The organism is Vibrio marisflavi CECT 7928 (genome assembly GCF_921294215.1).
In the GTDB taxonomy this organism is placed as follows: Bacteria; Pseudomonadota; Gammaproteobacteria; order Enterobacterales; family Vibrionaceae; genus Vibrio; species Vibrio marisflavi.
This window is the reverse complement of sequence record NZ_CAKLDM010000004.1, coordinates 1-25,937: the sequence shown is the minus strand read 5'-3', so window position 1 is coordinate 25,937 and position 25,937 is coordinate 1. Positions and strand designations below refer to the sequence as shown.

At 43.9% G+C, this 25,937-nt stretch carries 37 protein-coding genes; 5 read left to right on the top strand and 32 right to left on the bottom strand.

Annotation, left to right across the window (positions count from 1 at the left end; all coding sequences use genetic code 11):
- Positions 1–7: 7 nt before the first annotated feature.
- The 9 genes from L7A31_RS21425 to tnpA all read right to left on the bottom strand — a co-directional run bounded on the left by L7A31_RS21425 (position 8) and on the right by tnpA (position 6,802).
- Positions 8–1,579: a hypothetical protein gene (locus tag L7A31_RS21425; RefSeq protein WP_237363886.1), complete on the bottom strand. Its 1,572-nt coding sequence runs from the start codon at positions 1,577–1,579 to the stop codon at positions 8–10.
- The gene (locus tag L7A31_RS21420; protein WP_237363884.1) at positions 1,572–1,994 is read right to left on the bottom strand and encodes a DNA-directed RNA polymerase subunit alpha C-terminal domain-containing protein; all 423 of its coding nucleotides are present in this window, start codon (positions 1,992–1,994) and stop codon (positions 1,572–1,574) included. The genes L7A31_RS21425 and L7A31_RS21420 overlap by 8 nt, the downstream gene beginning before the upstream one ends.
- 59 nt (positions 1,995–2,053) lie before the next feature.
- Positions 2,054–3,724, bottom strand: a complete 1,671-nt coding sequence (locus L7A31_RS21415) for a DUF8615 domain-containing protein (RefSeq protein ID WP_237363882.1) — start codon at positions 3,722–3,724, stop codon at positions 2,054–2,056.
- Between the two features lie 298 nt (positions 3,725–4,022).
- Positions 4,023–4,331 carry a hypothetical protein gene (locus tag L7A31_RS21410; protein ID WP_237363880.1) on the bottom strand — a complete coding sequence of 103 codons (309 nt, stop codon included), beginning with the start codon at positions 4,329–4,331 and terminating at the stop codon, positions 4,023–4,025.
- Positions 4,332–4,371: 40 nt separating this feature from the next.
- Positions 4,372–4,923, bottom strand: coding sequence for an N-acetylmuramoyl-L-alanine amidase (locus tag L7A31_RS21405; protein ID WP_237363878.1), 552 nt, complete (start codon positions 4,921–4,923; stop codon positions 4,372–4,374).
- Between the two features lie 353 nt (positions 4,924–5,276).
- Positions 5,277–5,603, bottom strand: a complete 327-nt coding sequence (locus L7A31_RS21400) for a hypothetical protein (protein ID WP_237363876.1) — start codon at positions 5,601–5,603, stop codon at positions 5,277–5,279.
- A 116-nt stretch (positions 5,604–5,719) separates the two neighbouring features.
- Positions 5,720–6,133: a helix-turn-helix domain-containing protein gene (locus L7A31_RS21395; protein ID WP_237363874.1), complete on the bottom strand. Its 414-nt coding sequence runs from the start codon at positions 6,131–6,133 to the stop codon at positions 5,720–5,722.
- Positions 6,130–6,297, bottom strand: a complete 168-nt coding sequence (locus L7A31_RS21390; protein ID WP_237363872.1) for a type II toxin-antitoxin system HigB family toxin — start codon at positions 6,295–6,297, stop codon at positions 6,130–6,132. Before L7A31_RS21390 ends, L7A31_RS21395 begins: the two co-directional genes overlap by 4 nt.
- A 49-nt stretch (positions 6,298–6,346) precedes the next feature.
- A complete protein-coding gene (tnpA, locus tag L7A31_RS21385; protein ID WP_237363870.1) occupies positions 6,347–6,802 on the bottom strand; it encodes an IS200/IS605 family transposase in 456 nt (151 codons plus the stop codon).
- Positions 6,803–6,878: 76 nt separating this feature from the next.
- Between tnpA and L7A31_RS21380 the strand changes: the two genes are divergently transcribed.
- Complete coding sequence (locus L7A31_RS21380) at positions 6,879–8,258, top strand: RNA-guided endonuclease InsQ/TnpB family protein (RefSeq protein ID WP_237363868.1); 1,380 nt, start codon at positions 6,879–6,881, stop codon at positions 8,256–8,258.
- Here L7A31_RS21380 and L7A31_RS21375 read toward each other — a convergent pair.
- The 13 genes from L7A31_RS21375 to L7A31_RS21315 all read right to left on the bottom strand — a co-directional run bounded on the left by L7A31_RS21375 (position 8,247) and on the right by L7A31_RS21315 (position 16,224).
- Entirely contained in the window at positions 8,247–8,672 is a 426-nt protein-coding gene (locus L7A31_RS21375) for a hypothetical protein (protein ID WP_237363866.1), read from the bottom strand. The genes L7A31_RS21380 and L7A31_RS21375 overlap by 12 nt on opposite strands.
- Before the next feature lie 3 nt (positions 8,673–8,675).
- On the bottom strand, positions 8,676–8,960 hold the full coding sequence (locus L7A31_RS21370; RefSeq protein ID WP_237363864.1) for a PAAR domain-containing protein: 285 nt from the start codon (positions 8,958–8,960) through the stop codon (positions 8,676–8,678).
- Positions 8,961–8,970: 10 nt separating this feature from the next.
- The gene (locus L7A31_RS21365; protein WP_237363862.1) at positions 8,971–9,729 is read right to left on the bottom strand and encodes a hypothetical protein; all 759 of its coding nucleotides are present in this window, start codon (positions 9,727–9,729) and stop codon (positions 8,971–8,973) included.
- Entirely contained in the window at positions 9,726–10,787 is a 1,062-nt protein-coding gene (locus tag L7A31_RS21360) for a hypothetical protein (RefSeq protein ID WP_237363860.1), read from the bottom strand. Before L7A31_RS21360 ends, L7A31_RS21365 begins: the two co-directional genes overlap by 4 nt.
- Positions 10,780–11,541 (bottom strand): hypothetical protein, encoded by a 762-nt coding sequence (locus L7A31_RS21355; protein ID WP_237363859.1) that lies wholly within the window; start codon positions 11,539–11,541, stop codon positions 10,780–10,782. The genes L7A31_RS21360 and L7A31_RS21355 overlap by 8 nt, the downstream gene beginning before the upstream one ends.
- Positions 11,534–12,049 (bottom strand): hypothetical protein, encoded by a 516-nt coding sequence (locus tag L7A31_RS21350; RefSeq protein ID WP_237363858.1) that lies wholly within the window; start codon positions 12,047–12,049, stop codon positions 11,534–11,536. The genes L7A31_RS21355 and L7A31_RS21350 overlap by 8 nt, the downstream gene beginning before the upstream one ends.
- A gap of 48 nt (positions 12,050–12,097) precedes the next feature.
- Positions 12,098–12,604: a hypothetical protein gene (locus L7A31_RS21345; protein WP_237363857.1), complete on the bottom strand. Its 507-nt coding sequence runs from the start codon at positions 12,602–12,604 to the stop codon at positions 12,098–12,100.
- Positions 12,601–13,755, bottom strand: a complete 1,155-nt coding sequence (locus L7A31_RS21340; protein WP_237363856.1) for a phage tail protein — start codon at positions 13,753–13,755, stop codon at positions 12,601–12,603. The genes L7A31_RS21345 and L7A31_RS21340 overlap by 4 nt, the downstream gene beginning before the upstream one ends.
- Positions 13,755–14,078, bottom strand: a complete 324-nt coding sequence (locus tag L7A31_RS21335; protein WP_237363855.1) for a hypothetical protein — start codon at positions 14,076–14,078, stop codon at positions 13,755–13,757. The genes L7A31_RS21340 and L7A31_RS21335 overlap by 1 nt, the downstream gene beginning before the upstream one ends.
- On the bottom strand, positions 14,075–14,674 hold the full coding sequence (locus L7A31_RS21330; RefSeq protein WP_237363854.1) for a hypothetical protein: 600 nt from the start codon (positions 14,672–14,674) through the stop codon (positions 14,075–14,077). Before L7A31_RS21330 ends, L7A31_RS21335 begins: the two co-directional genes overlap by 4 nt.
- A 108-nt stretch (positions 14,675–14,782) precedes the next feature.
- Positions 14,783–15,409 carry a Ref family recombination enhancement nuclease gene (locus L7A31_RS21325; RefSeq protein WP_237363853.1) on the bottom strand — a complete coding sequence of 209 codons (627 nt, stop codon included), beginning with the start codon at positions 15,407–15,409 and terminating at the stop codon, positions 14,783–14,785.
- Positions 15,410–15,531: 122 nt separating this feature from the next.
- Positions 15,532–15,723: a hypothetical protein gene (locus tag L7A31_RS21320; RefSeq protein WP_237363852.1), complete on the bottom strand. Its 192-nt coding sequence runs from the start codon at positions 15,721–15,723 to the stop codon at positions 15,532–15,534.
- A gap of 3 nt (positions 15,724–15,726) precedes the next feature.
- A complete protein-coding gene (locus tag L7A31_RS21315) occupies positions 15,727–16,224 on the bottom strand; it encodes a PadR family transcriptional regulator (RefSeq protein ID WP_237363851.1) in 498 nt (165 codons plus the stop codon).
- Positions 16,225–16,618: 394 nt separating this feature from the next.
- Here L7A31_RS21315 and L7A31_RS21310 point away from each other — a divergent pair, with 394 nt between their 5' ends.
- Entirely contained in the window at positions 16,619–17,977 is a 1,359-nt protein-coding gene (locus tag L7A31_RS21310) for a Fic family protein (protein WP_237363850.1), read from the top strand.
- Positions 17,978–18,270: 293 nt separating this feature from the next.
- Entirely contained in the window at positions 18,271–18,513 is a 243-nt protein-coding gene (locus L7A31_RS21305) for a hypothetical protein (protein ID WP_237363848.1), read from the top strand.
- Positions 18,514–18,581: 68 nt separating this feature from the next.
- Here the strand turns inward: L7A31_RS21305 and L7A31_RS21300 are convergent, their stop codons facing one another.
- The 10 genes from L7A31_RS21300 to L7A31_RS21255 all read right to left on the bottom strand — a co-directional run bounded on the left by L7A31_RS21300 (position 18,582) and on the right by L7A31_RS21255 (position 24,349).
- Positions 18,582–19,193 carry a hypothetical protein gene (locus L7A31_RS21300; protein WP_237363847.1) on the bottom strand — a complete coding sequence of 204 codons (612 nt, stop codon included), beginning with the start codon at positions 19,191–19,193 and terminating at the stop codon, positions 18,582–18,584.
- Positions 19,194–19,220: 27 nt separating this feature from the next.
- Positions 19,221–19,916, bottom strand: a complete 696-nt coding sequence (locus L7A31_RS21295) for a hypothetical protein (RefSeq protein WP_237363846.1) — start codon at positions 19,914–19,916, stop codon at positions 19,221–19,223.
- On the bottom strand, positions 19,909–20,139 hold the full coding sequence (locus L7A31_RS21290; protein ID WP_237363845.1) for a DUF4236 domain-containing protein: 231 nt from the start codon (positions 20,137–20,139) through the stop codon (positions 19,909–19,911). The genes L7A31_RS21295 and L7A31_RS21290 overlap by 8 nt, the downstream gene beginning before the upstream one ends.
- Positions 20,126–20,299, bottom strand: a complete 174-nt coding sequence (locus tag L7A31_RS21285; protein WP_237363844.1) for a hypothetical protein — start codon at positions 20,297–20,299, stop codon at positions 20,126–20,128. Before L7A31_RS21285 ends, L7A31_RS21290 begins: the two co-directional genes overlap by 14 nt.
- The gene (locus L7A31_RS21280; protein WP_237363839.1) at positions 20,299–20,547 is read right to left on the bottom strand and encodes a hypothetical protein; all 249 of its coding nucleotides are present in this window, start codon (positions 20,545–20,547) and stop codon (positions 20,299–20,301) included. The genes L7A31_RS21285 and L7A31_RS21280 overlap by 1 nt, the downstream gene beginning before the upstream one ends.
- Positions 20,548–20,712: 165 nt before the next feature.
- A complete protein-coding gene (locus tag L7A31_RS21275; protein WP_237363836.1) occupies positions 20,713–21,216 on the bottom strand; it encodes a hypothetical protein in 504 nt (167 codons plus the stop codon).
- 62 nt (positions 21,217–21,278) lie between these two features.
- Positions 21,279–21,878, bottom strand: a complete 600-nt coding sequence (locus tag L7A31_RS21270; RefSeq protein ID WP_237363834.1) for a YkgJ family cysteine cluster protein — start codon at positions 21,876–21,878, stop codon at positions 21,279–21,281.
- Positions 21,879–21,886: 8 nt separating this feature from the next.
- Complete coding sequence (locus L7A31_RS21265; protein ID WP_237363833.1) at positions 21,887–22,498, bottom strand: tyrosine-type recombinase/integrase; 612 nt, start codon at positions 22,496–22,498, stop codon at positions 21,887–21,889.
- Positions 22,498–22,914 carry a hypothetical protein gene (locus L7A31_RS21260; RefSeq protein ID WP_237363831.1) on the bottom strand — a complete coding sequence of 139 codons (417 nt, stop codon included), beginning with the start codon at positions 22,912–22,914 and terminating at the stop codon, positions 22,498–22,500. Before L7A31_RS21260 ends, L7A31_RS21265 begins: the two co-directional genes overlap by 1 nt.
- A gap of 823 nt (positions 22,915–23,737) precedes the next feature.
- On the bottom strand, positions 23,738–24,349 hold the full coding sequence (locus tag L7A31_RS21255; protein ID WP_237363829.1) for a helix-turn-helix domain-containing protein: 612 nt from the start codon (positions 24,347–24,349) through the stop codon (positions 23,738–23,740).
- 461 nt (positions 24,350–24,810) lie between these two features.
- Between L7A31_RS21255 and L7A31_RS21250 the strand changes: the two genes are divergently transcribed.
- Complete coding sequence (locus L7A31_RS21250) at positions 24,811–25,038, top strand: hypothetical protein (protein WP_237363828.1); 228 nt, start codon at positions 24,811–24,813, stop codon at positions 25,036–25,038.
- Positions 25,039–25,406: 368 nt separating this feature from the next.
- Positions 25,407–25,937: hypothetical protein (locus tag L7A31_RS21245; RefSeq protein WP_237363827.1), on the top strand; the 531-nt coding region annotated here is incomplete at its 3' end.

Genomic DNA, 25,937 nt, shown 5'->3' with positions numbered 1-25,937 from the left:
CCTATAGTTATCGGATTAGAACAGGTTCGCCAAGGATTCGGCGTGCGGTACCAGTTGGACAAACGGACCAAGTGACTTTCCAGTAATCAATCGATACCTGGACAACGCTAAGCGTCCATGGAGAAGTCCCGTCACTGTCTGGGTTTCTTGGCGCAACAATGGCTTTGTTGGCTTCGTATGACTCCAGTAGCTCGGTCATGCGATCTGTTAGGCCTTTCTCTGTCACGTCATCAGGTTGATGTTTGAGATCGTTAGCAATATTGACGAATGCACGCGAGATGGAATCCATTAAGGAAACAACATGCTCAAATCTGAGGTAGTTCTCAGTGGTAAAGGACGTTAAAGAGTCATCAATAAATAAGTTGCTGGTATCACCAGTTGCTAGTTTGTTGATGCGTGCCTTGTACATCGCTTCGTAGTCTGGCTGCCCTGCCCATTTAGCCGGCGCCAGGCCAACACGGTTAATTGTCGCTCTATCTTTGCCAGCTGGTGCGTATTGCCAACCGCCAATAGGGCTCGACTTCGCCACTCCTGTTGCTTTAGCTCTAAATACAACACCGGATGCGCCCCAAACCGCTTTGCCACCGAAATAAGGACACGTCGCTGTATATGGAACATGCGTAAAATTCGCTCGCATTTCACTCAGAGAAAGGCCGGTTTTCGTTGTTAGCGCTTGTTCGTGCGAAAGTCTTGGGTTTAAATCAAACGCACCACTGATACGGCGGTCGTTTGCAATGCCTATCAATTGCGTTTGCACAGTGCTGTCATAGCACGCCAAACCACAAACGTAGTTGAAAGGTTTAACCGTCGTTTTAAGAACTTCAATTGCTCGGTCGTAATCGCTCGCTTTGATGTCAGAAATTGAACCATTGCTTGCGCCAGTAAAGGCGGTTTCTGGAATTCCTGTCACTTCCGCTTGTGCTTTTGCAGAGTCAACGACACACGTTAGGTAGTCTGAGTCTTCAAGTACAGTCTGGATAAAGGCTGGTGCGCCCATTGAATCTTTCGCAACAGGATCGAGAGATACTTGCCAAGAATCTAATGTAGAAACAACACCTACGTCAGATTCTTCTGTCAGTGTTAGGGTAAACATACCCGCACCGTATAGGTCCGCGTCAGCTTCAACCATTGAGATTTTACGCTTGTCAGACTCCGCGCCATCTTTGATAGCAATAGCCAGGATTTCACCATCACCTAGCGACAGTTCGTTAGCGTAGTTCACTGCTTCATTGGTTACGACTACCTTATCTGCAGGCTTTGTAAGCTTGATTGCTGGATAAGTTGCAGTTGCCGGTACCACACGAACCACTTGGCCCGAACCACCTTCAACCGCTTCACCCAGTGCACGCATAGCATCGGCATTTTCACCGTAACTAGCATGATAAGGATTGCCCAATTTTGCTTTCCAAGTGTCCTTCGTTACCGTGATAACTTCGTAAGGCGCACCTTTTGGAGAAATAATGACACCAGCAAAAACAAGCTGGTTTGAGCCATCATCGGTACTTGTTGTACCGTCAGCATTGATCTCTTTAACCGCAGTTTGAGAGACGTTGCCCATAGTGAATTCAATCTTATTCATTTCCCGCCTCTTGTAGCGATAAATTCATTTTTGTTAGTGCTTCTTCAATCTCTTGGAGGCTGCACTCAGCAATACCTTTGATGTCGATAACATCTTGAGCAGTCATTGCCGTTAGAGCTTCAATTGTGTTGATACCTGCTTTAATCAGGCGTTTTTCGACCGCATGACTTACGCCCAGGTCCGCAATGCTTTGAGTGGTGTCTTGAGACTCATTCTCTACCTCTTCACTCGGCAGAGGCTCAACAATCACTGAACCGTCAGGATAAGCAGCATGGATCTCTGTGCGTAATCGCTGCACGCTATACGTGTGAATGATCTGATTGGCGAGACGCGGCTTAATAAGATGGCCTCTCACACGTAGCGTTAGGCACGTATTGTTTGTGATGGCCACTTTTTCCAATTCTGGATATTTCAAAAGCTACTCCTTAATCGTAATAAGGGGTGAGAAGCCTCACCCCAGCATTTCAGTTAGCGTTAAGCTGCGTCTTGGGCTTGCTCTACTGCGTCGGGAATAACTTCATCAATCAGCTTGAGACGATAGAAATAGTCGGCGCCATCGAACGGGTGAACTTCGCCATACGCCAGTTCGTACAGCGTATTGCGTGCACGTAGCGTTGGACCGATTGGGTGGTTGTACATGGTTGCTGCGATCGCATCGCCAGCCACATAGCCGGCCTCGCTGTGATTTACACCACGCCCGTAACACAAAAGGTCCATTGCATCAACAATTACTGGAGCTTCAAATACCTTCCATACACCAAACAATTTACCCACGTAGTGAATCGAGTTTTTCTGTGTGTAGTTCGCTGGTGGCACAAAGTAAGGTGCGCCTAGCGTCTTCAAGATGTTTGATGCGCTGGTGCCTGCGTACATGCCTGATAGACCAACCGTAGTCGTCGCACTTAGGATTTTTTGCGAGATATCCAGTAGCGCTTGATGAATGAGCTCACGTTGTAGCTTCCAGTCATCACCGGCTGGGCAGTAGATATTGAATGTTTCTTCTTTCTTACAAATGAAATTAATATCGCGTAGGTGGCGAGTCGATTTTTCCGCTGCCAACGTATTGCGCATATGCGACATTTGAAGAGATTTAAGATCCTGGCCAAATTCACGTTGCATCGTGAACATTGCTTGGATTGTTGCGTCTGCAGCAACCGCGTTTTGAGAAGGACGTAGAGTGTGAGATTCCATATCGTGATCGATAGTTGGGATCAGCTCTGGCGTTGTCTCAATGTCGACTTCAAATTCAACGTGCAGTTCGGTACCCGCTGGAAGTGTTTTAGTCGGCTTAGCTACGACAATGCCCTTTGCGTAATCAATGGTACAGTTGATCGCGTACTCATTGTTTATCATGCCAGACATTGTGCCGTTGCCGTTTGAGTCCATATCGCGACATACGCGCTCGCGGTCAACCCAAAGAGAGACAGAGTACTTATTGAATGGCATGTCGACAGACGTGTTTTTCAAGTCCGTCTTTGAAGTGAACGTGAACTCAGTCTTAGTGCCATCTGGGCGCTGGCCTTCAACGAACTCATAGCGTTGACGCATAGACGTATATTGGCCAATAGAGGTTTGGTCGATTTCTTGGCCTTTCGTGTAGTCACCAAACGACACACCGGCTTTGCGGTGAACCTTGAATATTTCTACTTCGTTAGAGCCTGCAGGCATCATCGTAACGCAGTCAAGAGTAGCTGTTTCAAGCAGTACAGGAAGGACCAAGCCGACCATTTTTGCTCGAATTTCCACACCATCAGAGGTAGAGAGCGATTGACCGATAGACTCAAGCATCATTTCATGAGCAGAGCCATCTTTGCTTGCGCCTTCTAGTATCATCATGTTGCTCATCGTTTGATAAGCCGATGCCATGACTTCATCGCGAGGCAGTTCTCCATATGTCTTTTCGTATTCACGAATAGACGACTGAACACCGGTTACGATTTCTTGTGCTAGTGGCAAATCCATGGATTCAAAAATTGGATCGTTTGCAATTGCTGCATTAAGACCCGCGATTCGATCACTATCTCCCACCAGCAATGCGCCACTGTTGATATCGAATTGCGACTCAACACCGAGTTGCTTCATTTTGTGCGATAACTCCGCGATCTTGGAGATTCGCTGGTTATAGGCCTGTTTTGCGTTTCCCATTAACTTTAACCCTTGATTGTATAGTTGACGTTAGGAATGAATTAGCCGCAAAATCGCGGCGGATATTCGCTTGAATCTCGATACTAAAGGAGCAAAAAGGGAAATAAAACGGCACATTTTGATCGCATAAGTATATGATACAAAAGGAATTTATAAGGTTTTATGTGCTTTTGTTATTAGGTAACTAATTATGAAAGTTAACGTGCTGTAGTTGGTTTTTAGTGAGTGTTTTTAGGGCGGTTTGGATGAGGAAAAATTTTTTTTAAAAAAAGTGGCGTTGAGCGAGGGTAAGGTAAGTTTAGATGCTGCCAGCGAGCAAGTTGGTAACGTGCGTTAGCAATGTGCCTGCGTCAAAATCCAGTGGTGGCAACTCGACATGAAGCGTAATAGCCAAGATGTCGCGAACGATGCATTGATACACAACGACAGCACCAAGGGACCACATCAAAGCACTTCGCCCACCTTGCACAAACTTGTTGTTGCTATTGATGGCCAGCTTTTCCATTAACGCTGCATGCTTCTTCTTTTCTTCGTCAGAAGTAAAGTTATCGTCTACCAGTTTGTTAATTTGTCCTATGGTTTCCGCTGCCTTGTTGGCTTTACTCATCTTTCCTACTCCAAATAGCCCCAAGACTAGTTCTATTAAATTAAACACTCTTTTGTTCCTCTATGATGTTGTCGATAACAGCACCAGCAATGGCGTTGGCAAGTTGATCGCGCAAAGCCAGGCCCGTAGTCAGTGATTGGTCATTACTGATAAAGAACGGCTCAATAATGACTGCAGGCATCTTGGTTCCTTTAAGTAGTGGCCAGCCTCGTTCGCCCTGGTCAATAGGCTTTAGCCCTCTGTCCCGCTCATTCATTAGATGGAATACATTTTTCTGAATGTGCTTAGCTAATTGCTGACTGCGCTTTGATGTATGCCAGTGCAAGGTTTCTTGCCCTTTCACATCAAAGTTGCTCGATGCATTGCAATGCAGAGAGATGCAATAGTCAGCGTCCGTTTTATTGATGTCACTGGCCAGCTGTCCGTAAGTATCTCGATACATGATGATTGGCCTTACTTCCCTGGCATGCAGACGCATAGCGATAGCGGTAGCCAGTGGGTTGTTATATTCATATTCTCCTATTTGCTTATTTTCGTTAAATGCGCCGCCGTCCTGTGCTGAATGGCCGACCACAATACATACTGTTTTCATATTTCACCTAATTTTTTGTGATTAATCCATTGTAAGTGTTAGGAATGGATAATATACTAGACCTCCGCTGTTGATTGACCCGATTGACCGGACTAACGTTAATATTATTTAGTACTCCATAGACGACTTTGCCGCTAGCTCATCCTACTAGCGGCTTTTTTTTGTCTTATTTTTATATGGTTATTGATTTGAAGTCTGGATGTCAATATAGTTCGTCTTGGAGATTGGCAGCAGGGCTGTTGATTTGTTATTTTCCAGGCTTTCAAAAAACGTTCGAAGTAATTTGGACATAAAATGCAAAAGGCCGCTACTGTGGATTGGTAGCGGCCTTTTTATTTTCGTTTATTGCTTGTTTAGTCTGTAATAATAGGAATGTTTAGTTCTTTGACTCGTTTAGAAATGTACTCATGCATACCCTGGCCGAATGAATCTTTATGGCTCCCTCTTACCTCGCCATTTCTATCTAAGAAGTAGAATTCCCCGTCTTGCAAAAGTATCTCATCAAACGGAACGAGAAAATCACGAATACCCAGTAAATACCCGTCGGAAGCATCGCTCCCAGTGATGATCTCAAAGTCACGTTTAATGAAGCTTCGGTATTTAAGAATACTGCTAACACATACTAATATCGCGGCAACCAATACGGCTAAAACCCAAGTGGGAACTAAGATGCTATCCATTTTCGAATCCAATTAACTATCTGAATCTCAATGATAGCGTGTTGTTTGCCTTGAGTGGAAAAACAAGCACAAATTGATTGAAAGATACAAGGTGTACGACTGTACACCTGTACACTTTAAACAAACATAGAGGCAGGAACGCCAAACCGTTCAGATAGAGCTCGAATATGGCTTAGAGTCAGAGAGCGTTTGCCGCTTAGTATTTGAGACATTAAAGACTTTTTACCAATCTCGGGGAAATCACTCAGTGTTAGGCCGTGTTGGTCAATGATCACTTTTAGAGTGGCAATACCTTGGTCTAGCTCATCAATACGTTTGTTGAATTTTTGAAATTGTTCGGCTTCCTCTTCATATCGCTCAATAACAGGAAACAGTAAGTCAATCAGTATTGCGTTTTCGTCTGGTGCCTCTATCAACTCATCCATTAGCTCTATAAGCTCGTTGTACTGAGAATCGCAGCTAATGCCTTGAACCCAAGGCATTACATTTCCGATCTCATGAGCGAGTGCTTTCATGGTTTCAGTGTTCATTTTTTCTTTCCTCTCCGATAATCTTCGGTAATGCGATCGTATTCAGAGTGCGTCACTATGTGCTTGATGAAGCACTTTTTACCTACAAACTCGATAAACGCTATTAGTCTTAGAGTGTTTCCACCAATATCAATAACGTACCACTTATCTTTGTATTTGAACATTAGGCTTGCGCAATCTCGCCCTTTTAAGGGCGAGTCAAGCAAGAGGTAACTAGTCTTTTCTCTGACTTAAAGCGCGTGATGTTTTTACGGCTCTTTCACTTGGTGGTGCGCTTTGGTTTTCGATGTACTGCTTAACCACATCCAAACTCGCACCACCGCATGACACAACACAATAGCTAGGCGACCAAAAGTGATTACCCCAAAGCATTGTCTTTATGCGCTCCCAATACTCACGCCTTAGCATGTATGACGATTTTCCTTTCAGTTTACTCACCAAATTCGATACAGCTACTTTCGGGTGAATAGATACCATCAAGTGGACATGATCATGTTCACCACCGAACTCTAATAGTTCACAATCCATTTGCTTACACGTTTCCTCCATTATCTCTTGCGTTCTATCCAGCATCTCTTTGGTGAAAACGCCTCTGCGATATTTAGTAACAAATACTAGATGAGCATTATTCTTAAAAAGGCAGCTTCTGCCTGTTCTCCATTCGTACATTTAAACCTAACGCTAGATTGACTATTGTCGATAAAGTGTAATAATATCAAATGCAAATAACAACAAAAGGTTCTACATGCTCACTGGCATCAAGCTACGCGCTAACCCTACACCAGACCAAAAACTGGTTTTAAGCCAGTGGATGGGCTGTGCGCGTAGTATATGGAATGCCAAAGTCGATGAGGAAAGGTATTACCGCACTTTTGCACGTAAGTATTACCCCATTGGCACGTATGCACCGATTGACCAGAAGGCATCGCAGTTCAAGTCAAAAGAGTTAACGCCTTGGCTTTCTAAATGCCCCAGCCAAATAATCCGAAACTCTGCCGTTAACTGGTATCAGACTTACCAAAAATTCATTAAAGGCGCGTGTGGGCGACCTAAGCGCAAACCTAAAACTGATCGAGGCAGTATCTACCTGACTCGTGAGGTGTTTCGCTTTGACCGTTGTGAAGATGGCAATTTACGCCTATTCATCGGCACGAAGACTAATAATATTGGTTACTTATCGTTTAAAGCGCATAGCAAATTCGAGATCCCGAACTCGCTGTATGTACGTAAAGAGCGTGGTCAATATTATGTGTCTTTCTGCTATGAGAACGGGAAAAATGAATCTCAGCTATCTAGCAATGATGAACATTTGGCGTTCCTGCAAGGTTCAAGCAAAGAGTATCTGGAAGAACACACTATTGGTGTAGATCGTGGTGTTGCTGTCCCTGCTCATGCTGGCTCAATGACGTTCGATTTCTGCGACAATCAGAAAAAGAACGTGACCAAAGCAGATCGCTACATTAAGCGACTGCAACGTAAGCTAGCGCGCCAACAAAAAGGCTCAAATCGCAGGAGCAAAACTAAGCATCGAATTGCTACGAATCATGCTAAAAAAGCGAATATCCGCAACGATTTTGCGCATAAGACCAGTCGTTCTCTTGTCGATAGCAAAGCAAAGGTCATTGTTTTCGAAGCACTGAAAACGTCACGCATGACGCGCAAACCAAAAGCGAAGCAAGACGAACAAGGCCGCTATCTGTCAAACAAAGCCAAACAGAAAGCCGGACTAAACAAGTCCATCCTGAACGTTGGCTGGCACATGATAGAAACCTATTCCAAATACAAGGCTTACCAAGCAGGTAAAGCCGTGTTTAAAATCCCAGCCCCTTACACTAGTCAGGAGTGTGCCACCTGTGGACACACTCATCCAGATAACCGTAAAAACCAAGCTGTTTTTAAATGTGTTAACTGTGGACATGCTGACAACGCAGACAGAAATGCGTCACTGGTCATTAAGAAACGGGCAATTAACCTAATATTAGACACTGGAACGGTGTTGTCTGACGATGGAGTTCTGAGAACTAAGTCAGATAGTGGACGTGGAGGCAATCGTAAGACTGGCCGAGCCAAAAGCTCGACTAGCAGTGTCCAGCGAAGCGTCAAAAAAGAAAAGTTAGCGGCTTAGGCTGCTTTCTTGGAAGCTCGGTACTTCAGTGCCGAGTAGTTCACCGATGGGGATAATTGACGCGCATGGCTGATCATTATCGACATCATTGAGCTTGCAACGCACGTCGACGCCCTGGGCTACTTGTTCCAGGTCCGTTGGATCGGCAGCTAATTTGATGTACCCATTCCAGGCATCGAGAGCGTTTTCTGCATCCTGAGTTTCTTTTACCAACTCGTTGATTGCATCGACTAAACCACCGACACCGGCACTGTCATAGTCCACATCAGTGATGACACAATCGCTGTATTGTTTATCTAATGCGTTTGCCTGGCTTTTAAGCTCTAGGCCTTTTGTGAGCGTTTCTGGCTGCTTTAAACCACCCGCCGCGTTAAATTCTCTGAACTTCTCTAAGTCTTCTGGTGTATTAAGCATGATTTACTCGATCGTGAATAATGAATTTCCTGATACGATGGCAGCGCCACACGCTGTCACATCGCCCACTTTGGCAATGGGTACCCCGTTCACGGTTAACAGTGAGTTGGCCACAATGACGCCGACATGAGGTGGCGTATCGGGCTTAATATGTATCATCGACATATCGCCATTCCCTGCCACCGGCACGCCATTGACCGTTAATCCAGGTTGCCCCGTAGACACAACACCAGAACAGAAACCATCATGGCCAGAATCGGCAGAGCCGACTACACATACAGCTGGCATACGTTCTCTCCTACCCTAATGTGAATGGTGCGGCTTTCGCTTTAACAGCAAATTGGCCACCAGCGTTAATATTGACGTCACCTTTGGATTTGATCTCGATACTGGCTGCATCGATAGACGCACTTCCACTTGCTGTTACACTGACTTCACCCTGTGATTCAACCTTGGCATTGCCTTTTACTTGAATGGTTAACTCTCCGCATTGAGTGGTTTGTTTTCCGGTAGCGCTTTGAAATTGGTCCCCTTCTGCATGCACAACCAATTGACCGTTTTCAGTGATTTCAATAGCGGTACCCGTCGCTACATGAGTGATGGACCACCCGCCCTTACTCGTTTTGTGCTCTCTGAGTCCAAACCTCTGATAGAGATCGTCTTTGAGGTTATAAGCTGGTGGGGTTGGTTCCCCTGCGCTGCGTTTAGGTGTGTAGGCTTTACCATTGATTTCATCGGGTAAGTTGGATTCGTGATTGGGTGCGTAGTAAAGACTTCCGGTGATTCTTGGGTACCGGCTATCGCCATTACGCGGGAAATCTACCCATACATAATCGCCAGGCTCGACAGGGATTGCATGGCCAGCGCTAGGCTTTGCCCCGAGTGGCAATAGAAACTCAGCATAGGGTAAATCATCGTCAGAGATTGCATCCCATAGGCCCAATAAGCGAATAGAAGCCATATACAAACCGTCTGGATGCTCCACGTTGACGACTTGAGCCTGGTAGCTGCCCTGCAATTTATTGGTTACATTGGTTCGGCGGTAGAGTTCGTTCATATGCAGCGCTCCCCTAGCTCTAATCGGCAGTGATATCGGATGCCTTCTTGATAGTGCACCACTTGAGTAATGATTTGCTTTTCGGGTAGTGATTCGTCTAAATCGTTACCTGAGAATTGCTTATGGAATAGTACAGAACAGCACGCTGCAGGCATGAACTTTGAGTTGCCGGTGAGCTCAATATCTAGGATTGGCACTATATAGGTTTGTTGGTTATTGAGGGCTTTGGTTTGATTCACACTGACGAGTGTTGTGGCGCCAGTTGTCGCGCTATTGCCCTGCTCCATTCCATTGACGGTATCCCATGAAATGTAGTTTTTGTTGAGTACGCGGTCATACAGCTCTTTTTCGCCCAGGATAGTGAAGTGAGAGAAGCTTGTTTCAGCATTAGGATCGCCACACTCAAGCTTAAACTTCTCGCTCATATCCATATTCTTTATCGCTTTGAAGTAGACGACGCCACGACACACAAAGCAATAAGCCCCAAAGTCCCTGGCCATGTTTCGAATTAGCCTAGCCTTGGTACCACCAGCATTGAGGTGATATGTCGCGCCCTTTTCAAATGAATCTGCATCAACAGTAAGCCCAGGAAGTAACTTTTGCAGAATAGCCTTTGGCTGCATTGCAGTGAAAAACGTTGGCACTAACGCTGGCTGCTTGAGTTCGTGAGTGGTTTTCCCAAACAAGTCGACAAGTAGAAGTCCGCTTTCGGTCCTGGCTTTTTGAACAACAAAGGTTTCTATCCAAACCTCATCACCACGTCCACCAGGATCAGCAAAGGTCACTTCAAGTTCTGTCAGTTCCTTAATGTTGTAATCATCACGATACGTCGATACGCGGTCCGATATTTCCAAGATGAGTTTTACCCCATCCATGGAAATACTTTCTATGTACGCGCAGGAACGAATATCATCAATTGACACGTCTAAATCCGCAATTGCGTTTTTTGAATCCGCAATTGCGTTTTTTGAATCCGCAATTGCGTTTTTTGAATCCGCAATTGCGTTTTGTTGAGGCTTAACTGTGACCTTCTGCAGTAGTACATATTGCTTAGACAATGAGGCCTCCTTCATCGAGCGCAAGCGTACCGATGCTTTGTGTTACCTCTTCTGCTTCAAACACTTCTACAGCGACTTCAAAGGATGCGCTCATACCAACAAGACGCGTTTCATCCAAGGAGAGATCAACAACGCTGCTTGTGACGTCTCTTGGTGATGTAATCGTGATAGCACTCTCTACCGGCGCACCAGCGATCATCGTTTTTGCTTTGAATACATGCTGGCGCCCATTTTTTGTATGTCGCAACCACATCATGATGCCAAGCATGATGCGAATAAGGGCCGGCTCGCTCCAGGCAATCACTGTTAACTCATAATTGAGCTTTAGGAATGATTTGTTGAGGTACGCATACGCTTCACCGCTCTCTGTGTTTAATGTCGCTGATTGGGTCATATCGGTATAATCAGAGCCATCAGAGAAGACAAGGGACTGATCTCGCGTGATATAGCTGGTGGGTAGAACGTGATTCCTTTCGTTCTTCACCTTGTCACCAAGCTTACCAACCAGCTTTTGAAGGAAATGGTTGGGATCGGTAAATCGGCCAGTGTAGAGCTTTGTTGATTTGTCTCTATCCACAAAGCGTGCGAATTCTTGATTCTCTTTTCGTTTCGTATCTGTGACCGTCAGCGTATCGATAACATGCTGAAAAAAGCCAGCAACGGCCCTGTCTATATCCGTCAGGTCCGTATGTTCTGTTTTCCCGCTAAAGACTTCATCACAGAGGATCGAAAAGTCGCTGAGAATATCACTCATAGTACTTTCTGCCTTTCAGAATGGTGATGCATTTACGAGAACGGTGCAGCTGTACGTCGAATTTATGGAAGTTGGAGCGAATAGCATGGACATAATCAGCGACTACCTCATTTCGCTGATATCCGTCTCTTGTTGGTTTGCCAACGCCGGTTCGGTCGCCTTCGTAGATTTGAATAACACAACAATCAAAATCAATTTGCGCCAGGTCTGCCAGGACTGCTTCTAGGTCTTCACACACATTAAGAACGTTGGCACACAGCGCAACGCAGTAACGTTGATTCTTAAGCTCGTTAATATCGTTAACTACGCCCTCTGCATGAGAGTTTGGGTCGTAGTTCGTTACGCTTTGGATCTGCATGAAACGGTTATTGAGGTAGTGCTCTGTGAGCTCTGGGTACTTACCACAGCCATAATTCAGAAAGTGGTTTGCATATCCCCAATTTGGCGCCAAAGCTGGCAATAAGCGTGCGCTTGCAGGGACTTGTTTTCGGCTTATTTTAAATGTCATGATCACTCCAGTTGGTTGAAGTGACGCTGTTTTTAGGCGGGGGAAGCCTTATTCTGTTGCTGGTGCTTGGTTAAAATCGCGCATTGGTATACATACGTAAATCACGCCCACTTGCGCGGCGCCATAGCCCATCGCTTTGTGCACATACCACCATACGGTTCGGGTACCGCTGGCCGTTTCTTCATCCCACTCTAAAACGGTACCGGTGGGAACGTGAGTGCTTCCAATTCTTAGCAATAATGGATCTGGACCTTCTCCCAAGTTATCGCCGTTATCATCCATCATGAAAAACGACTCTTGTTCACCTGGGCAATCTAAAACAGGCACCAGCTCTGGATTTGAATAGGTCAAAGTATCCTGGTTGGTATCGAGCTCTGTTACCGTTTCCTCTTCGTAATTGCTTTCGCTGTCATCGCTGGTGCTTTGGTCCACTGGACGATACAGAAAGGCCTCAAAGGAATCAGGCGATAAAGCAATGGACTTGATCCAATCTTCTCTAAGAATCGCATTAAAGGGGTCGTGGTTTTGATATCTCGGTTTTCTTACTGCAGTCATTGAACTAACCTTTTTAGCTTGCTCTCAGAAACATTCATCATTTTTGAGAAATCTCTAATAGCATCTTGTTTGTTCTTACCCGCTGCTTTGTAGCTATCAGAGAAGTTCTGGAAACCAACTTTAAGCATGTCGTTGAGCTCCTTGATTTTGTTGCCTTGTTTGCGGATTTTTCGAGCCTGGGACTTACTGTGCTCGGTTTGGTTCTTCTGCTTGGCCAGCTGCTTAGCCATCGCTTTTTGAGCGCGTTGGTACTTGGCATGCTCTTTTTGCGCGGCGGTTTGGTCCACCTTGGTTTTGCGGTTCTTGCTAGCTTCTTTCTTCTCTGCTTTGGTGAGCGTATGCAGGCGGTTATCGCTGCCATACCCAACACGTTTAGCCTGCAGTTCCATTTGTTTGCCTAAGATTCGATGCCAAGCTAAGGACTGCAGCATGGTTGTTGCTTTGAGTACGTGTTTACACGCCACACCGGATAACTCAGGGTTGCGTATTTTAGGAAAGGCGAATTCTTTGGGTGGCGTTAAGGCGTAGTTGCCCATAGTTGCTAAGTAGCGGTACCAATATTGATGACGACCGCAATCGCAATCGAATGAAATACGGCCTGCACAAGCAAGCTTTGTTGCTTTGAGATAGTCACCAGCTGGCGGGTTATTCAAAACCTCGTCCCATTGGTCGAATCGAACCTTTACTCGATGTTCTTCGTGCTTTGAAGCGTCAGAGGCTTTCACGCGTATATAAGCAATATTGCCCTTAATGCCGCTCAGTGTGGCCAGGTTAATGCCGGTCCCATCATCAACGCGGTTATTGGCCCTATCGATATCGATCTTTCGAGAGCTTTTCACCAGGAACGCATAAGTAATGCCATCAGTTTTACTGTCGTATTTCTTGATGTGCTGATTACGGCTCTTATCAAACTTCTCTAAGTCAGCTTTGGTAAACCCTACGCCTTTTGCCTTTTCCCCTAATGCTTTGAGTGCTTTAGAAGTCGGATTGTTTAGCGTATTGGGCTTTAACGTTCGCTTGGCACTACGACGGGCCTTGTTTTGAGCAACTTGGATTTTATTGAACAGCTGGTTGAAGTGCTTTTCACTCAATCCCGCACTGGCAAAAGTATCGTTTTGCTTCTTCTCTGGCTCAAACTTAGATACGGGCATTATGCGAGTCCCATATCAGTAAGGAATTGACGCATAGAGCGACGAATCCATGCTGCAGTAGGCATGTAGATAGTCTCACCGACGGGTAGCGGGTCCGCTGTATCGTCTAAGTCGCTGGCCAAACAAACAAGCCATGCCAGGTCTTTTGAGCCAAACACACGATAAGAAACTAAGTCGGGCCGGTACTCTTCACTCATTTGAATGATGTATGTCACCAGCTCGCTAGACGTACTGTTTATGTAGTCATTGACGATTTTGTAATAGTGCGCACGTAAGATAGGGTCGGATATGTTTTGGTCCGACAAGCGAGGGATACTACTCATAGTGCCCCCATATCATTTACTTTTTTGATGATGTTTCTAAAGCGCTGGTGCGGGTCTACTTTGGGTTTTGCTTGAATACGCTTAAATAGCTCCGTTATGGAAGCATGATCAAAGAGACTTTCTTGTGTGGCCGCATAAACAGCAAAGAGAAGCGCTACGGTATCGGGCTTAAGTTCAGCCCAGTTAATATGGTATGAAGCCTTGCCGTCTGGGCCTTTAACCTCTTCGATCAGGGAAGGCGATATTTCAAAACTGCTACTTAATCCCTTGGGATAGTGAATGGCTTGGTATGCAGATAGATTTTGGTAGGCCTCCATAGCAGAGACAACAACGGGCTTATTCTGTGCATCGATGTCGGACAGTTTGGCGCTGCGACCATATTGAGCAAAGCAAGGCACCACTTCATCAACAAGTAGAACAAAGCCTTTCTTGCGCAGCGATTCAAGTTTCTCAGGTAGAGCTTTCTTTAGAGCATGCAAGGAGCGCTCTAAACGCTTACATTCGATAATGTGCAGCTGGCCATCTTTGGCACCAGCAAGCATAAGTCTAGGCTCAGCCATGGATAGCGTGAGCACTGCAATTCGTCTTTGTGACATATCAATCTCACTAAAGACGCTTTTCTGTAGAGGGGGATAGGTAGGATAGCACTAAAAAAGGCCCAACCAACGGTTGAGCCCTAAAAGTACCATATTGTGTGTGTAACGTTAGGAATGGATTAAAGGTAAGTTTTCCTTGTGGTCCCAATCTAAGCCAGCTTGTTTACAACAGATCTTCAAAAGTGATAGTTCGTCGCCGTTCTGGTCTTTCCATTGCTTACGCCCTCCATACTTGCCTTTTGCATGAATCGGGATCATGTCAGGGTACCGTTCGCGCTGCGCTTTTTCTAACAAAGTGTCATGATGAAAAGCACACAAAGGCAATACAAACATGTGAGCATTGGCCGTGGTTCTCCCTTTTATATGGTGAAGTGAAATAATGGGACTATTGCGACCATGTTGAGAGCAAGCAATGCAGGATAACTGCCCTATTTTATTCATAACTTGCGTCTCTTTGGCCGTGGCCGCTCTGCCTTTCAGTCCTCTTGTAGACTTGGGTTTAGCTTTAGGTTTAGTGGTTTTCCTGGCTAAAGCTTTCTCTCGCATTTGCTTGCGGTACTCAGGGTCGTTGTACTTAGCTCTTTGCTTTTCAATCCTGGCTTTTAGCTTATCTCGCTGCTTTTGCTGTTCGGCTGGATCGTTCCTTTTGGCCAGTTGTCGCTCAATCGCACGCTGCCTGGCTGCATTTCGCTGTAATATAAGCTTTTCTGCTCTTTCTTCGCTTGTCATTTTCATTGAAAATTACTACCCTATCCTTGTTCTGCTATGAACATGACTAATCCTCGTTACCAGTTTGTTTGCCCAATATGGCAACGAAGTAGTCACAAATGGACCGCCCTAGTGGCGGTTTTTTTGTATTAGTACGACTGCCTGTGGTCGATACATTCAAACTCAATCCCGTCTTGAAAAATCTGATAGCCAACTGGCTCTAACAGCTGTCCTTTGTATCTCACTGTCGATTGATTAATTTGCGCGATGGCAAAGCGACGTGATATTTGCTGATCTGCTCTGCTGTCGGTGTAAAAACGCTTGCGAACCTTTACTGTCATGGCTTAAGCGCTCTTTTTTAGCAATGAAATTGACTCAGTGATGAACTCAAGCTCAGAGCTAAGGATCTTTAATTCACGACGCATGATAAGCGCTAATTTACTGTCGCTTTGCTCTGCGATTCTTGCCTCAAGCTCTGCAATATCATTCACTAAGCTTTGTTCTGCAGCGATAAAGTAATTGCTGTTACCAATGTGAAGCATGGCAATGGAATCGTGACGAGTTGGGAACGAAGACGGACACGCCGAGGCTCTTTTTTTGGTCGCAAGGTGGTTAAGGCCTGCAGGAAGAATGGTGTAAACCTTTCTATCTGGCTTGCCTTCTTGTGGGTATACGTCGTGCTTCACCAGCCCTTTTTTCTCTAGAGCTGGTAGTTCTCTGTAAATTTGCTGGTGGTTTGCTTTCCAATATTTGTTTATCCCTTTCATTAAATCGTAACCAGAAACAGGACGCTTTGAAATTTCAGATAGAAGAATTGTTGAAAGATTGCTTAGGTTGATCATAGTGGGACTCTCTTGTTTTTGTGCCTTGATGGTAAAGGATTAATCAAAAAGGCGTTAGGAATTGAAACGAAGCCTAACACGCTGTTATTATTATATGCAAGCAGTATTAATAGTTATCCGTTAGGAATTCAATCTGACGGTTGTTGTAATTTGTATCGATACATACATTCTTCCGAACAACGGCAGCGTAGCCTCTTAACCCTATAAAATTAGTTTCATTTCTCTGTAGTAATGAAACTAACTTCCCATCTTAGCCTTAAACGCTGGCTCATTGGGCCTAGATAAACCAACATAGCTCCACCTCTTTGTTTATGAGTCATTACAGCGCTTTTAAGGCATAGATAAATCAACTATGATAACTAAACAAAGTTTATAAAAAGGTTTGTTTACTACCATGCCAAAGAAAGTCTTAGGCCTAGAAGTCCCGCCACCAGCTAGTAAGGAAAATGAGTTTTCCACACTACCAAAAGATATGAGGGCACTGATTTTTCAACCTAATAGTGGTTTTGATTCTAAGGGTAATTACTTATCTTGGGATGAATTTAAAGCTAGGTCGTCTCAGTTCAAAGGACACAAAGAAGCCGCTTGGCATGCCCTTAACCTTTATCGTGGCCTGGTGAATATTGACCGTTTATACGCTAGCCTTGGTGGCAGTAAATATTTACCGTTCATGTACTCGCCTTCGGCGTCAATGGCAAAAATCCATAAAATTGACAGATTATCTACGTTAGACCACCTAGCACTGAATGAGAGAAATAGACAGGACTACCTATCCGCCACTTTAGCCATGGAGGAAGCGATCACTAGCTCACAGTTAGAAGGCGCATCAACAACTCGGCCCGTTGCTAAGGAAATGCTCTCAACAGGTCGGGAACCAAGAGATTTCTCTGAGAAGATGATAGTAAACAACTATCGCCTTATGCAGCTTGCTAAAGAGAAGTCCAGTGAACCAATGAGCGTTGACTTACTTATGGAGTTCAATGAAGTTGCCACCCAGGAAGTTTGCGAAAACGGCCATACTGCTGGAAAATTCCGGCAAGAACCCATAGAGGTCGGAGATCACTTAACTGGCGAGACGATCCATATTGCCCCTGATGTAGAGCAATTGGGTGTTCTTCTATTGGATTTGATTAATTTTAGCAACAAAGAGCACGAAGACGTTGAGTTCATTCACCCAATAGTGAAAGCCATCATCATTCATTTTACGGTTGGCTACATTCACCCGTTCTTGGACGGTAATGGTAGAACCGCAAGAGCCCTGTTCTATTGGTTCATGCTCAAAAGTGGTTACAAGAACTTTGAATATATTTCTATTTCGTCATTGTTCAAGAACGCTCCAAAACAGTATGCGAGAGCTTTTGTTAAGACGGAAATAGACAATTTCGATGTGACGCACTTTATCGACTTCAATCTCAATATCATCATACGCGCCCTTGGGGAGTTTACGACGTACATTGAAAGAAAGATTGAAGAGATACAAAAAACTAGGCTCGACCTGCATACGTCGCCCTACTTCAATCAGTTTAAGTTGCCACACATTACCATTCTCAAAAAGGCCTTGGAGCATGCAGGGCGCGAGTTTACGGTGAAGGAGTGCCAAACTGAGTTTAACGTGTCGGCCACTGCAGCAAGAGCCTACTTGGATAAACTGGCTAGTTTAGGGTTACTTATCAAATACCCAATCAAAGGCCGTTTGTTTGGCTACTTGGCACCAGCTGACTTGAGAGAGCGATTAAAAATAGAAAAACCTTGATATAGGCTTGAATGGCTGGTGAATAGTTTCTAACGTTATAAAAAACGCAATGAAATATATTTACTTAATCATTCAATCACTGAGAAAAGATCATGAAATTGTACAACTCATTAGAGCGCATCCATTCCTGCTGTACGCAGGTGGTATAGCGCTTGTTCTTAAGCAATTAACACTATTCATTTCAGCTCTATGCCAGCTCTTAGGCTAGGCATTATGCGAGTCGCATACCGCACTCTTGAGTTATGCGACTCGCATATATCGCTTTAAACTGTTCATATACAAGGAGGTAGCAAGTGTCCAATTCTGATAAGTCCATTTTGGTTACTAAGTTGAATGGCTTGGCCAGCGAGTACCCAAGCCAGGGCGACGTTGCAAAAGCGCTCACCAGCGAGACTGGCGCTACGTTCACCCAGTCCAATGTGAGTCGCATGCTAAGCGGTAAAGAGACCTCAACTAAAACCCTATCATTGGTTATCTATGTGCTCGAGCAGTTGGCCATCAAGAACGCCCACGAATACCAATACACTATCGTCTAATCAATTCACATAGATACAACAAAGGCCCAAAAACGGGCCTTTTGTTTTCTGTTGGGCTTCAAGCTCAATTAAGACAGGTTTAGCTTGGAAATTAGGAACGCTCTGTTCTTGTGGTCCTCATTATTGCCCCAACCTTTCTCGTAGTACTCATCCATCATTTCTTCATTGTCACGTATGCGCTCTACAATAGGCACCAGCTGGTCATCGACATTATTGAGATCGATGTAGTAAACATTCCTATCAGACATAGAGAAAGATTCACTGATACGGTTAAGCCAAAAGCGACGGCCATCATCCGTTTGCTCTTCATCGGTGATCATGATGTTGTGAGACTGCAGAAGAAAGTTAAATACTTGTCTAGCAAAGCGGCTGAGCACATCAGAGTGAACACCATCAAACTGACGCCACACTATCAATTGCGTGCAGTTCTCTATAGGTAGGTAAGCATTAGGGCAATCCCTAACGATTTTTTTAACCTTATAAACCGTCTCGGGTTGAGGTCCGCTGGTGCTAATCAAGCAGATAGATTGCACTACGCCATCGGCAGTAGTTTTAGGGCTGTTGGCCACTAGAATATAACCACTTGGAACGACATAATCAGGCAAGTGAAAGCCCGAGTGATGCGCTTCTAAAAACGCTCTCGTCTCTTCTCTGTTTGATGCCGGTCTGCTTAGGTTCATTTATATCACCCTCTCACGAACGTACTTTTATTCTACATCACTCTGTAGAGCCTGGTAGTGAGAAGGTATCACTATTGGGTTATGGTACCGGTCGTATTGCTTAATCGCCCACACAATAGCAAAGCAGCACCACTGATACTGATATGACAGCTCTTTGTCTTGCAGCCAATCAAAATAGCCGTCATCTAGCAACGGATTCCCACCAAGCGTAATAGAATGAAACTCTTCTACAGTCGATACGTAGCGATACTCGTCAAAATCATGAAAGCTAATCAGCTGATCAATCTCTTCCAAGAACTCATCCTGTAGCTCCTGGTTGCTCTTTCCTAGTGCTTTTTGCTCTTCACCGACATAATGTTCAATTTGCTCACATATCTCAGCTGCACGCGCTCTGATGCTGTTGACGACTAGCGAGCTGCAGAACTCGTATTGGCCACCCCATTTAGAAATAGCCTCTAATTTCTCACCCCAGTAGCCATGATTTACATACATCGTTTCACTACGGAAGAAATCAAACATGTCGTTAAGACGGCTAAACACATACGTTCCCATGTCGCCACTGATACATAAGTGATAGCCCCAGGTCGTGATATTGAAGTACTTGTTATTTGTCTTTGGGTGAGAGAACGTGAGGCTTCTGAATTCGTCAGTATCAGCCTTGATAGTCATTTCATGGTTACGAACATCATCTAAGAAACCACTCAGCGTTACATCGTTATTCATTGCCACTCTCCTTAGTTGTTAATGCTTTCGTTTTCTTTGCTTTATATAGCCATTTCTTAGCACTCAGGCCGGTACCCACCAGCGAACCTGATATATAGACACCCTGGCGACCAATGCTTAATGTGATGCCTCTTGGCCCCATTGAGATACTATTCAAACCAGTCTTACCGAAGTTCAGATATACGCCTTTGACGATTCTTACCCGCTTTCTAAAGCTGATCATGAGTAAACCCCTTTTCTCTTAACTTACTTTCCTTACAAGACAAGTAGATAAGTAGCTCTGCCAGGTCTGTTTTATCCACCGTTACGGCGTCACTGCTTGATTTATCGAATACGGCGCTCGCTAAGCGCTTCTTGATGTCTCTTATGTTTGGAAAATCCATTAATAAAGCCCTCTGACTTCGAATTGTTTTACGCCCATATCGTGTAGCAGCTCCCCTAGCCTATCGAGCCGCCAGGTGCGCGGTTTGTTTTCTCTTGCATGGCGAACGGAATAACCTATTGATGAATCGGTATCAATTGCTAGAATGGCGTAGTAGCCATTCGTTTGCTGTTGGGAAACAAGCCTTAGTTGCTTCCCGTTCTTCACCAGCCTTTTAAACTCAGCCAACAAGATATTTTCTAACGCCACAACAAATCCTCAATTTGTAACCAACAAAACGTCACTTTGTAAATTACCGCAATCATACTCTTTTTAATGCTTTTATAAAGTCTAACGTTAGGAATGAGGTGTATAAGGCAAATTTAGGGATAATAGCACTTACTTCACCTCAAACTCTCTGCTCCAAAGTGCTTGTTACCGCTTCGGGCCATTAACTTGTTCGAAAAACTTTCTCAGCTTAGAGAGAGTCTTTTGTCTTTGCTGTTCGTCATTGCACTCTAGTGCCTGGTACGCTTCGTAAAGAAGCTCATATTCTGTCTGATTGGTGCTGGTGGCTTCTTCTAGCGCTACGTTCGGTGCTGGTGCCTGATCATCATCATCAAGATAATCTGCGTACTTCTCTGTGAAGTTCGTTAATTCAGAGTGCCTTACTGGCTTATTCTTTCTGCGGCGTGATGGTATAGATTGCTTGTTAAACATCTCGCGAGCTTGTTTTATCGTGCCTTTCTTCAACTCTTCATCAATAAGATGGCCAAAGTACAGACTTAGCTCTGTTACACCAACGTCCATGCATTCAAATTGTTCGACAAAGTAATCCCAGACAAGCTGTTGCACTTCTTTAGCATCAACGCCCAGGCCTTTAGAAAAAAGGATCTCATTGGCCCACTGAGGAATAACTGACTTGTTGATTTTTTCCATTACCGTACTTCTCTAAACGTAACTAACGTGCGCAAATCGCGCATACAATACAACTAATTGGCTTATGCGAACCAATGGCGAATATCGAAAATACCCTCTCGATCACCCAATTCACTCATTTCTCTCTGCAGTGCCGAGAAATATGGCTCACTTTCTATTGAGAACGTACTCTGGCCACGGTCCTCATAACACAGTACTGGGCTCTCAAATGCATGAAACAGTCGACACTCTATAGGCCTGGCGCTGTAAATGCTGCATTGGTTGTCTTTGTTGAACGGACACATACCCTCACTGGTGCGCGAACTGTCAAAGCTTGCATCAATGCCGTATGTATCACTGATATATTTCGCTTCAACGCTGGTCATGCTGACTGGTTGAGTGCAGCACTGAGCGCAGCCTTTACGACAAATGCTCTTTGATGTGACGCCCAATCGCTTGATGTAGTTATCCATGTTGCTATACATAACTTGCATCACTTTCTCGCTTGGTTTGCGGCCCTTAAATGCATTGATGGCCAACTTACCATAGCGAAGCGTCTTTTCGTCGTTCGTATGCAGTGAAGACAGGCTATCTAAACGCCTTTTTATGCTGCTTGGCGCTAGCTCAATGATGGATATTTCGTGCTCTGGTGACACTGTTCGGTACTGACTATTGATGTTCATGCTCTGCCCTAGAAATCGATGTTCGTTGTGTATTCTTTGGTTTCATCCATAAAGGTATTTAAGTAATGCTGAGTAGCACTTAAGCTGCTCTGCCCCAGTGCTTCCATAATCGTTTTCATTGAAGCCTGCTGATCAAGTAGGAACATGGCAAAGGTCTTACGCATAGAGTGCGTAGACAGTGAATACGGCAGCTGTAGATCTCTTGCGATACGCTTATAAGCACGATTAACATATTGAATAGACAACGCTGTATCAGGCTTGGCCAAGTGGTGATCGGACTGAAACAAGAGCTTGTGCTTGCCATTGGCTACGTATATGCGCTTTATCAACTCTTCCAACTGGTCGTTAACATGGATCGTCACTTTGCTCTTTTCCCTGGCTTGCTTTTCTGACATGTGTCTAAGCCTGGCGTGATAAGGCTTGGACTGCACAACGACAAAGGACCGACGAACCACGCCGTTAATCATTAGGTCGCTAAACTTGAGCTTGCTTACGTCTACGAACCTAAGCCCTGTCCTAGTCTCAAACTCTATCATCATGGCTATGAGCGGATTGATTTCATCCATTCTCTTGATGATCTCTCTTAGCTCTTCAACGTCTCTAACGGGAAATGACGGCATTATAAAAACTCCATTTTATTAGCATCTACGGTTTCAACGGTTTCTGAATCTGTTCTCACTGCTATGTGCAACTTGCCACCCAGGACCATGCACCCAGCGAACAACCCAAAGACTTCATCAATACGCACTACATCATGATAAATCGGACAAAAACCGAATTTTTCCACCATCATAATTGTGGCTCGTTTTGTCCAGTTTTCCCGTTCGGCTTGGTGAAATGCGAAGCGGAGCGCGTTATAGACTTTTGCTGGTGCCATCGCACCGGTCAGCACTTTACTCACACTACCCTGGGAAATTGTGTAGCCGTTATACTCACTAGCCAGCTTGGCCGCGCTTTGCTGGCCACCAACAGAGCCAACGATCTCTCTGACCGACTCAATATAGAGCTTTTCTAGCTCTTCACTATCAAAATCCATTCAATATTATTCCTATGTAATATCTCCAATTGACACCCAAACCCACACGCCAAAAAAAATTAACGGACCATAAAACCAAACAATAACACCTAACATGCTGTTTTTAAATAACCACTAAAAAAGGCGTTAGGAATGGGAACAACTGCATACTAACAGTAACTCTCTGTATTATCTAGTGTAGTATGCCACTTTTTTATATTACATAATATTCCATAGGAATTGTTACGCCGCTCTCACTACGGAAATTAGCACCAGGAGCGAGCAAAATGCAGCCAATATGCCACAATATTCCATAGGAATAATGCTCATCACTGAGCGTTTTCAAGGTTTGCCGACATCGAGACCAAAACAACGTAAGTGATTGATTTATATAGATATAGAACCATAACAATGCAAGAAAGGCCTTCCGAGTACACCTATAGTTAGTTTCACTTCCTTAAAGAAATGAAACTAAACAACTGCAATTCAAAAACTTATGCCCTACCGGGGGGAATTGCCCACGTAACGTTACGCGTTACAATGTCACGTAAGACACAAAAAGAAAAACCACGACACTCATAGAGTGGTGGTCTAGTGTAAGAAAAAGTTTGCACCATCATTTCTATAAATGGCGAAATAAACCAACAGGCACGATGTATAAATTAGATGTTACTAGCAAGATGCTATCTTTATATTAAGATAGATCTTAATAATACTAATGATAAAAACATTACTAGCTGAAATGATTACGTTAATTATGTAGTTTGTGGATTAAAGAACAGGATAGTTAACTAGCCTTGCCATATTGATTAATGTGCATTGCTACTAATGCCATCTAGCCCTACTAACTATGTGCTAGATAATTAACTCTAATTCCTCTCACACAACCTATTAAAATTTCTCCCTGCCTTAGATTATAATCAGCTCCCCGAACCTGGATGAGATCCTTCTTATCTAAGTACACAATATCTGCAAGTGCATCTATTTTATACCTCTCTACTATCAAAAGAGTCCCATCCTTGTAGTCTCCGTTCACATGCACATCTACAACAATCCCCAGCAGGTTGTTTTCTGTACCAAAATACGGAACTATAGGGACCAAAGAAACCAGCTCTCCGATAGCGGAGTGCTTAAAAGGAGAGTATTCACAGCCCTTTAGAACAGGTACACAGATGGGATTCTGATTTCCATCTACAGACATTAGTTGGCTTTTCTTCTCTATAAATTCCACACTGTAGCTCTCTACAATGCTTCTACTTGTTCCTAAAAATGCCGCTATTTTTTCTATAGTCTGTATCTGAATGTTATCTACTTTTTCTCCTAAAATATTATATAGAGTTGTTCTGGTTATTCCTGTTTTTTTAGAAAATGAATTCTTAGTCTCCCCTCTGCTTTTAATGGCATATTCCAAGTTCTCTTTTATTAAATTAAATTTGTAGTTATTTCCATGCTTCATTTGTTATTATTCTTATGCCTATTTAACATTTAAGACTTCCCTTAATAAAAGTCATGTTATCTTTTATCTAACTGTTAGAAATTGTGTCATGCTACAATAAAAAAACCTAGCTCATTGATACACTCTGACGTGGTTATTATCATTAACTGAACAACTTTTGCCGTAGAGTGTAAAATTTCACACGCAAAAAGTAGGTGTGCATTTTTGCTGACAAAACTGTAACTTAGATGGTGTACTCTGGATCTCTATATTACCACTACTCCCTACCTGTTAGTCGATATATTGCATAGTTAAATCTACAATTGTATATCTGTACAATTAGATAGATTCTGACAAATAGAATAATTTTATATTTTCTTTATTTTTTGTTGGAATTTCTTACCGTTAATTGACATAATCAACGGCGCCCAATCCATATAAAATTTAACGGGCTAGGTAATGTATAATAATATAGGCTTCATATGACAGACGAGATAATAACAGCGATTGGCAATCGCCTTTTAGAGAAGCTAGCAGATGACTTCAATCTATATGACTTCTTCTCGATTGATGACAATGGCGCACAGCAAGCATTCTCCAATGCTGTTTACTTTGCTACTCGGCACTTAATGAGCAAGTCAACACTCGATGTTTTCCCATTCTCATACTCCGACATCTTCAACGCACTATCTTGGCACTTCCTAGAGTGAACGCTGTGAACCGCTAGCCCTTACTCTAGGCTATGGCGTCTGGGCTGGCATGACGCTCCTACACTATCCAATGACAAGCAATCCCTAAACCTGTACCAAAAGTGTCATAACATGCTCAATTCTCTTTTTTTGTTACAATAATTAAGCTTTTATATATCCAACTAATTTTCCTAGAAATTTAGCTATGACACGCGTGGCATGAATTGTCACAAGTTATCGTAAATCTCTGCCTTGCCATTCCTAACGTGAACTTTATTTGCTATGCTTGCAATACAGTGGCTTAACCTCGCGACGTGAATACACAAGCATTGCCCCAATATATAAGCCCCTGGTTACTACCCCACGATATCAATACCCTTGAGGTGTACATGACTGAGAAAAACGCGACAAACGCTAAGATTGACCAGCACACTGTCAATCTGCTGCTCGCAGCTAAAGACCAGGCAGACATGAAGATGAGAACTGCGTTAAGTAAGCATGCTTTCTATTCGGAAAGCGTGACGACTTCCGGTGATGCAGACTTATTTGACGAAAGAATTGTTTGTGTTTTAAGTAAATCAAAAATCACTCAACGCATCATAGAGAAAGTAAACACTCTCAAACAAGCAAATGAAGAGCTGCTAGAAGCGGCCCCGATGTATTTCTCTAGAAGCTCTAATGCTTTTAAAGAACCATTGCTGCTAAACAATGTTGTACAGCTTCACCTTACTATCAATACAGCTGTAAATAGCCGTAAGTGCACCAGCAAACAACTCATTAAGAGACTGGCTAGATTAGAAAGAGAAACTGAGGCTAAAATTCTTAGCGCTAAAAATGACTTACCTCTATTAGATGAGTTAGAGACTAAACTCGTTGCGGTAAGAGCTGAGAAAGAGCAATTAGAAAAACAGCCAAATAAA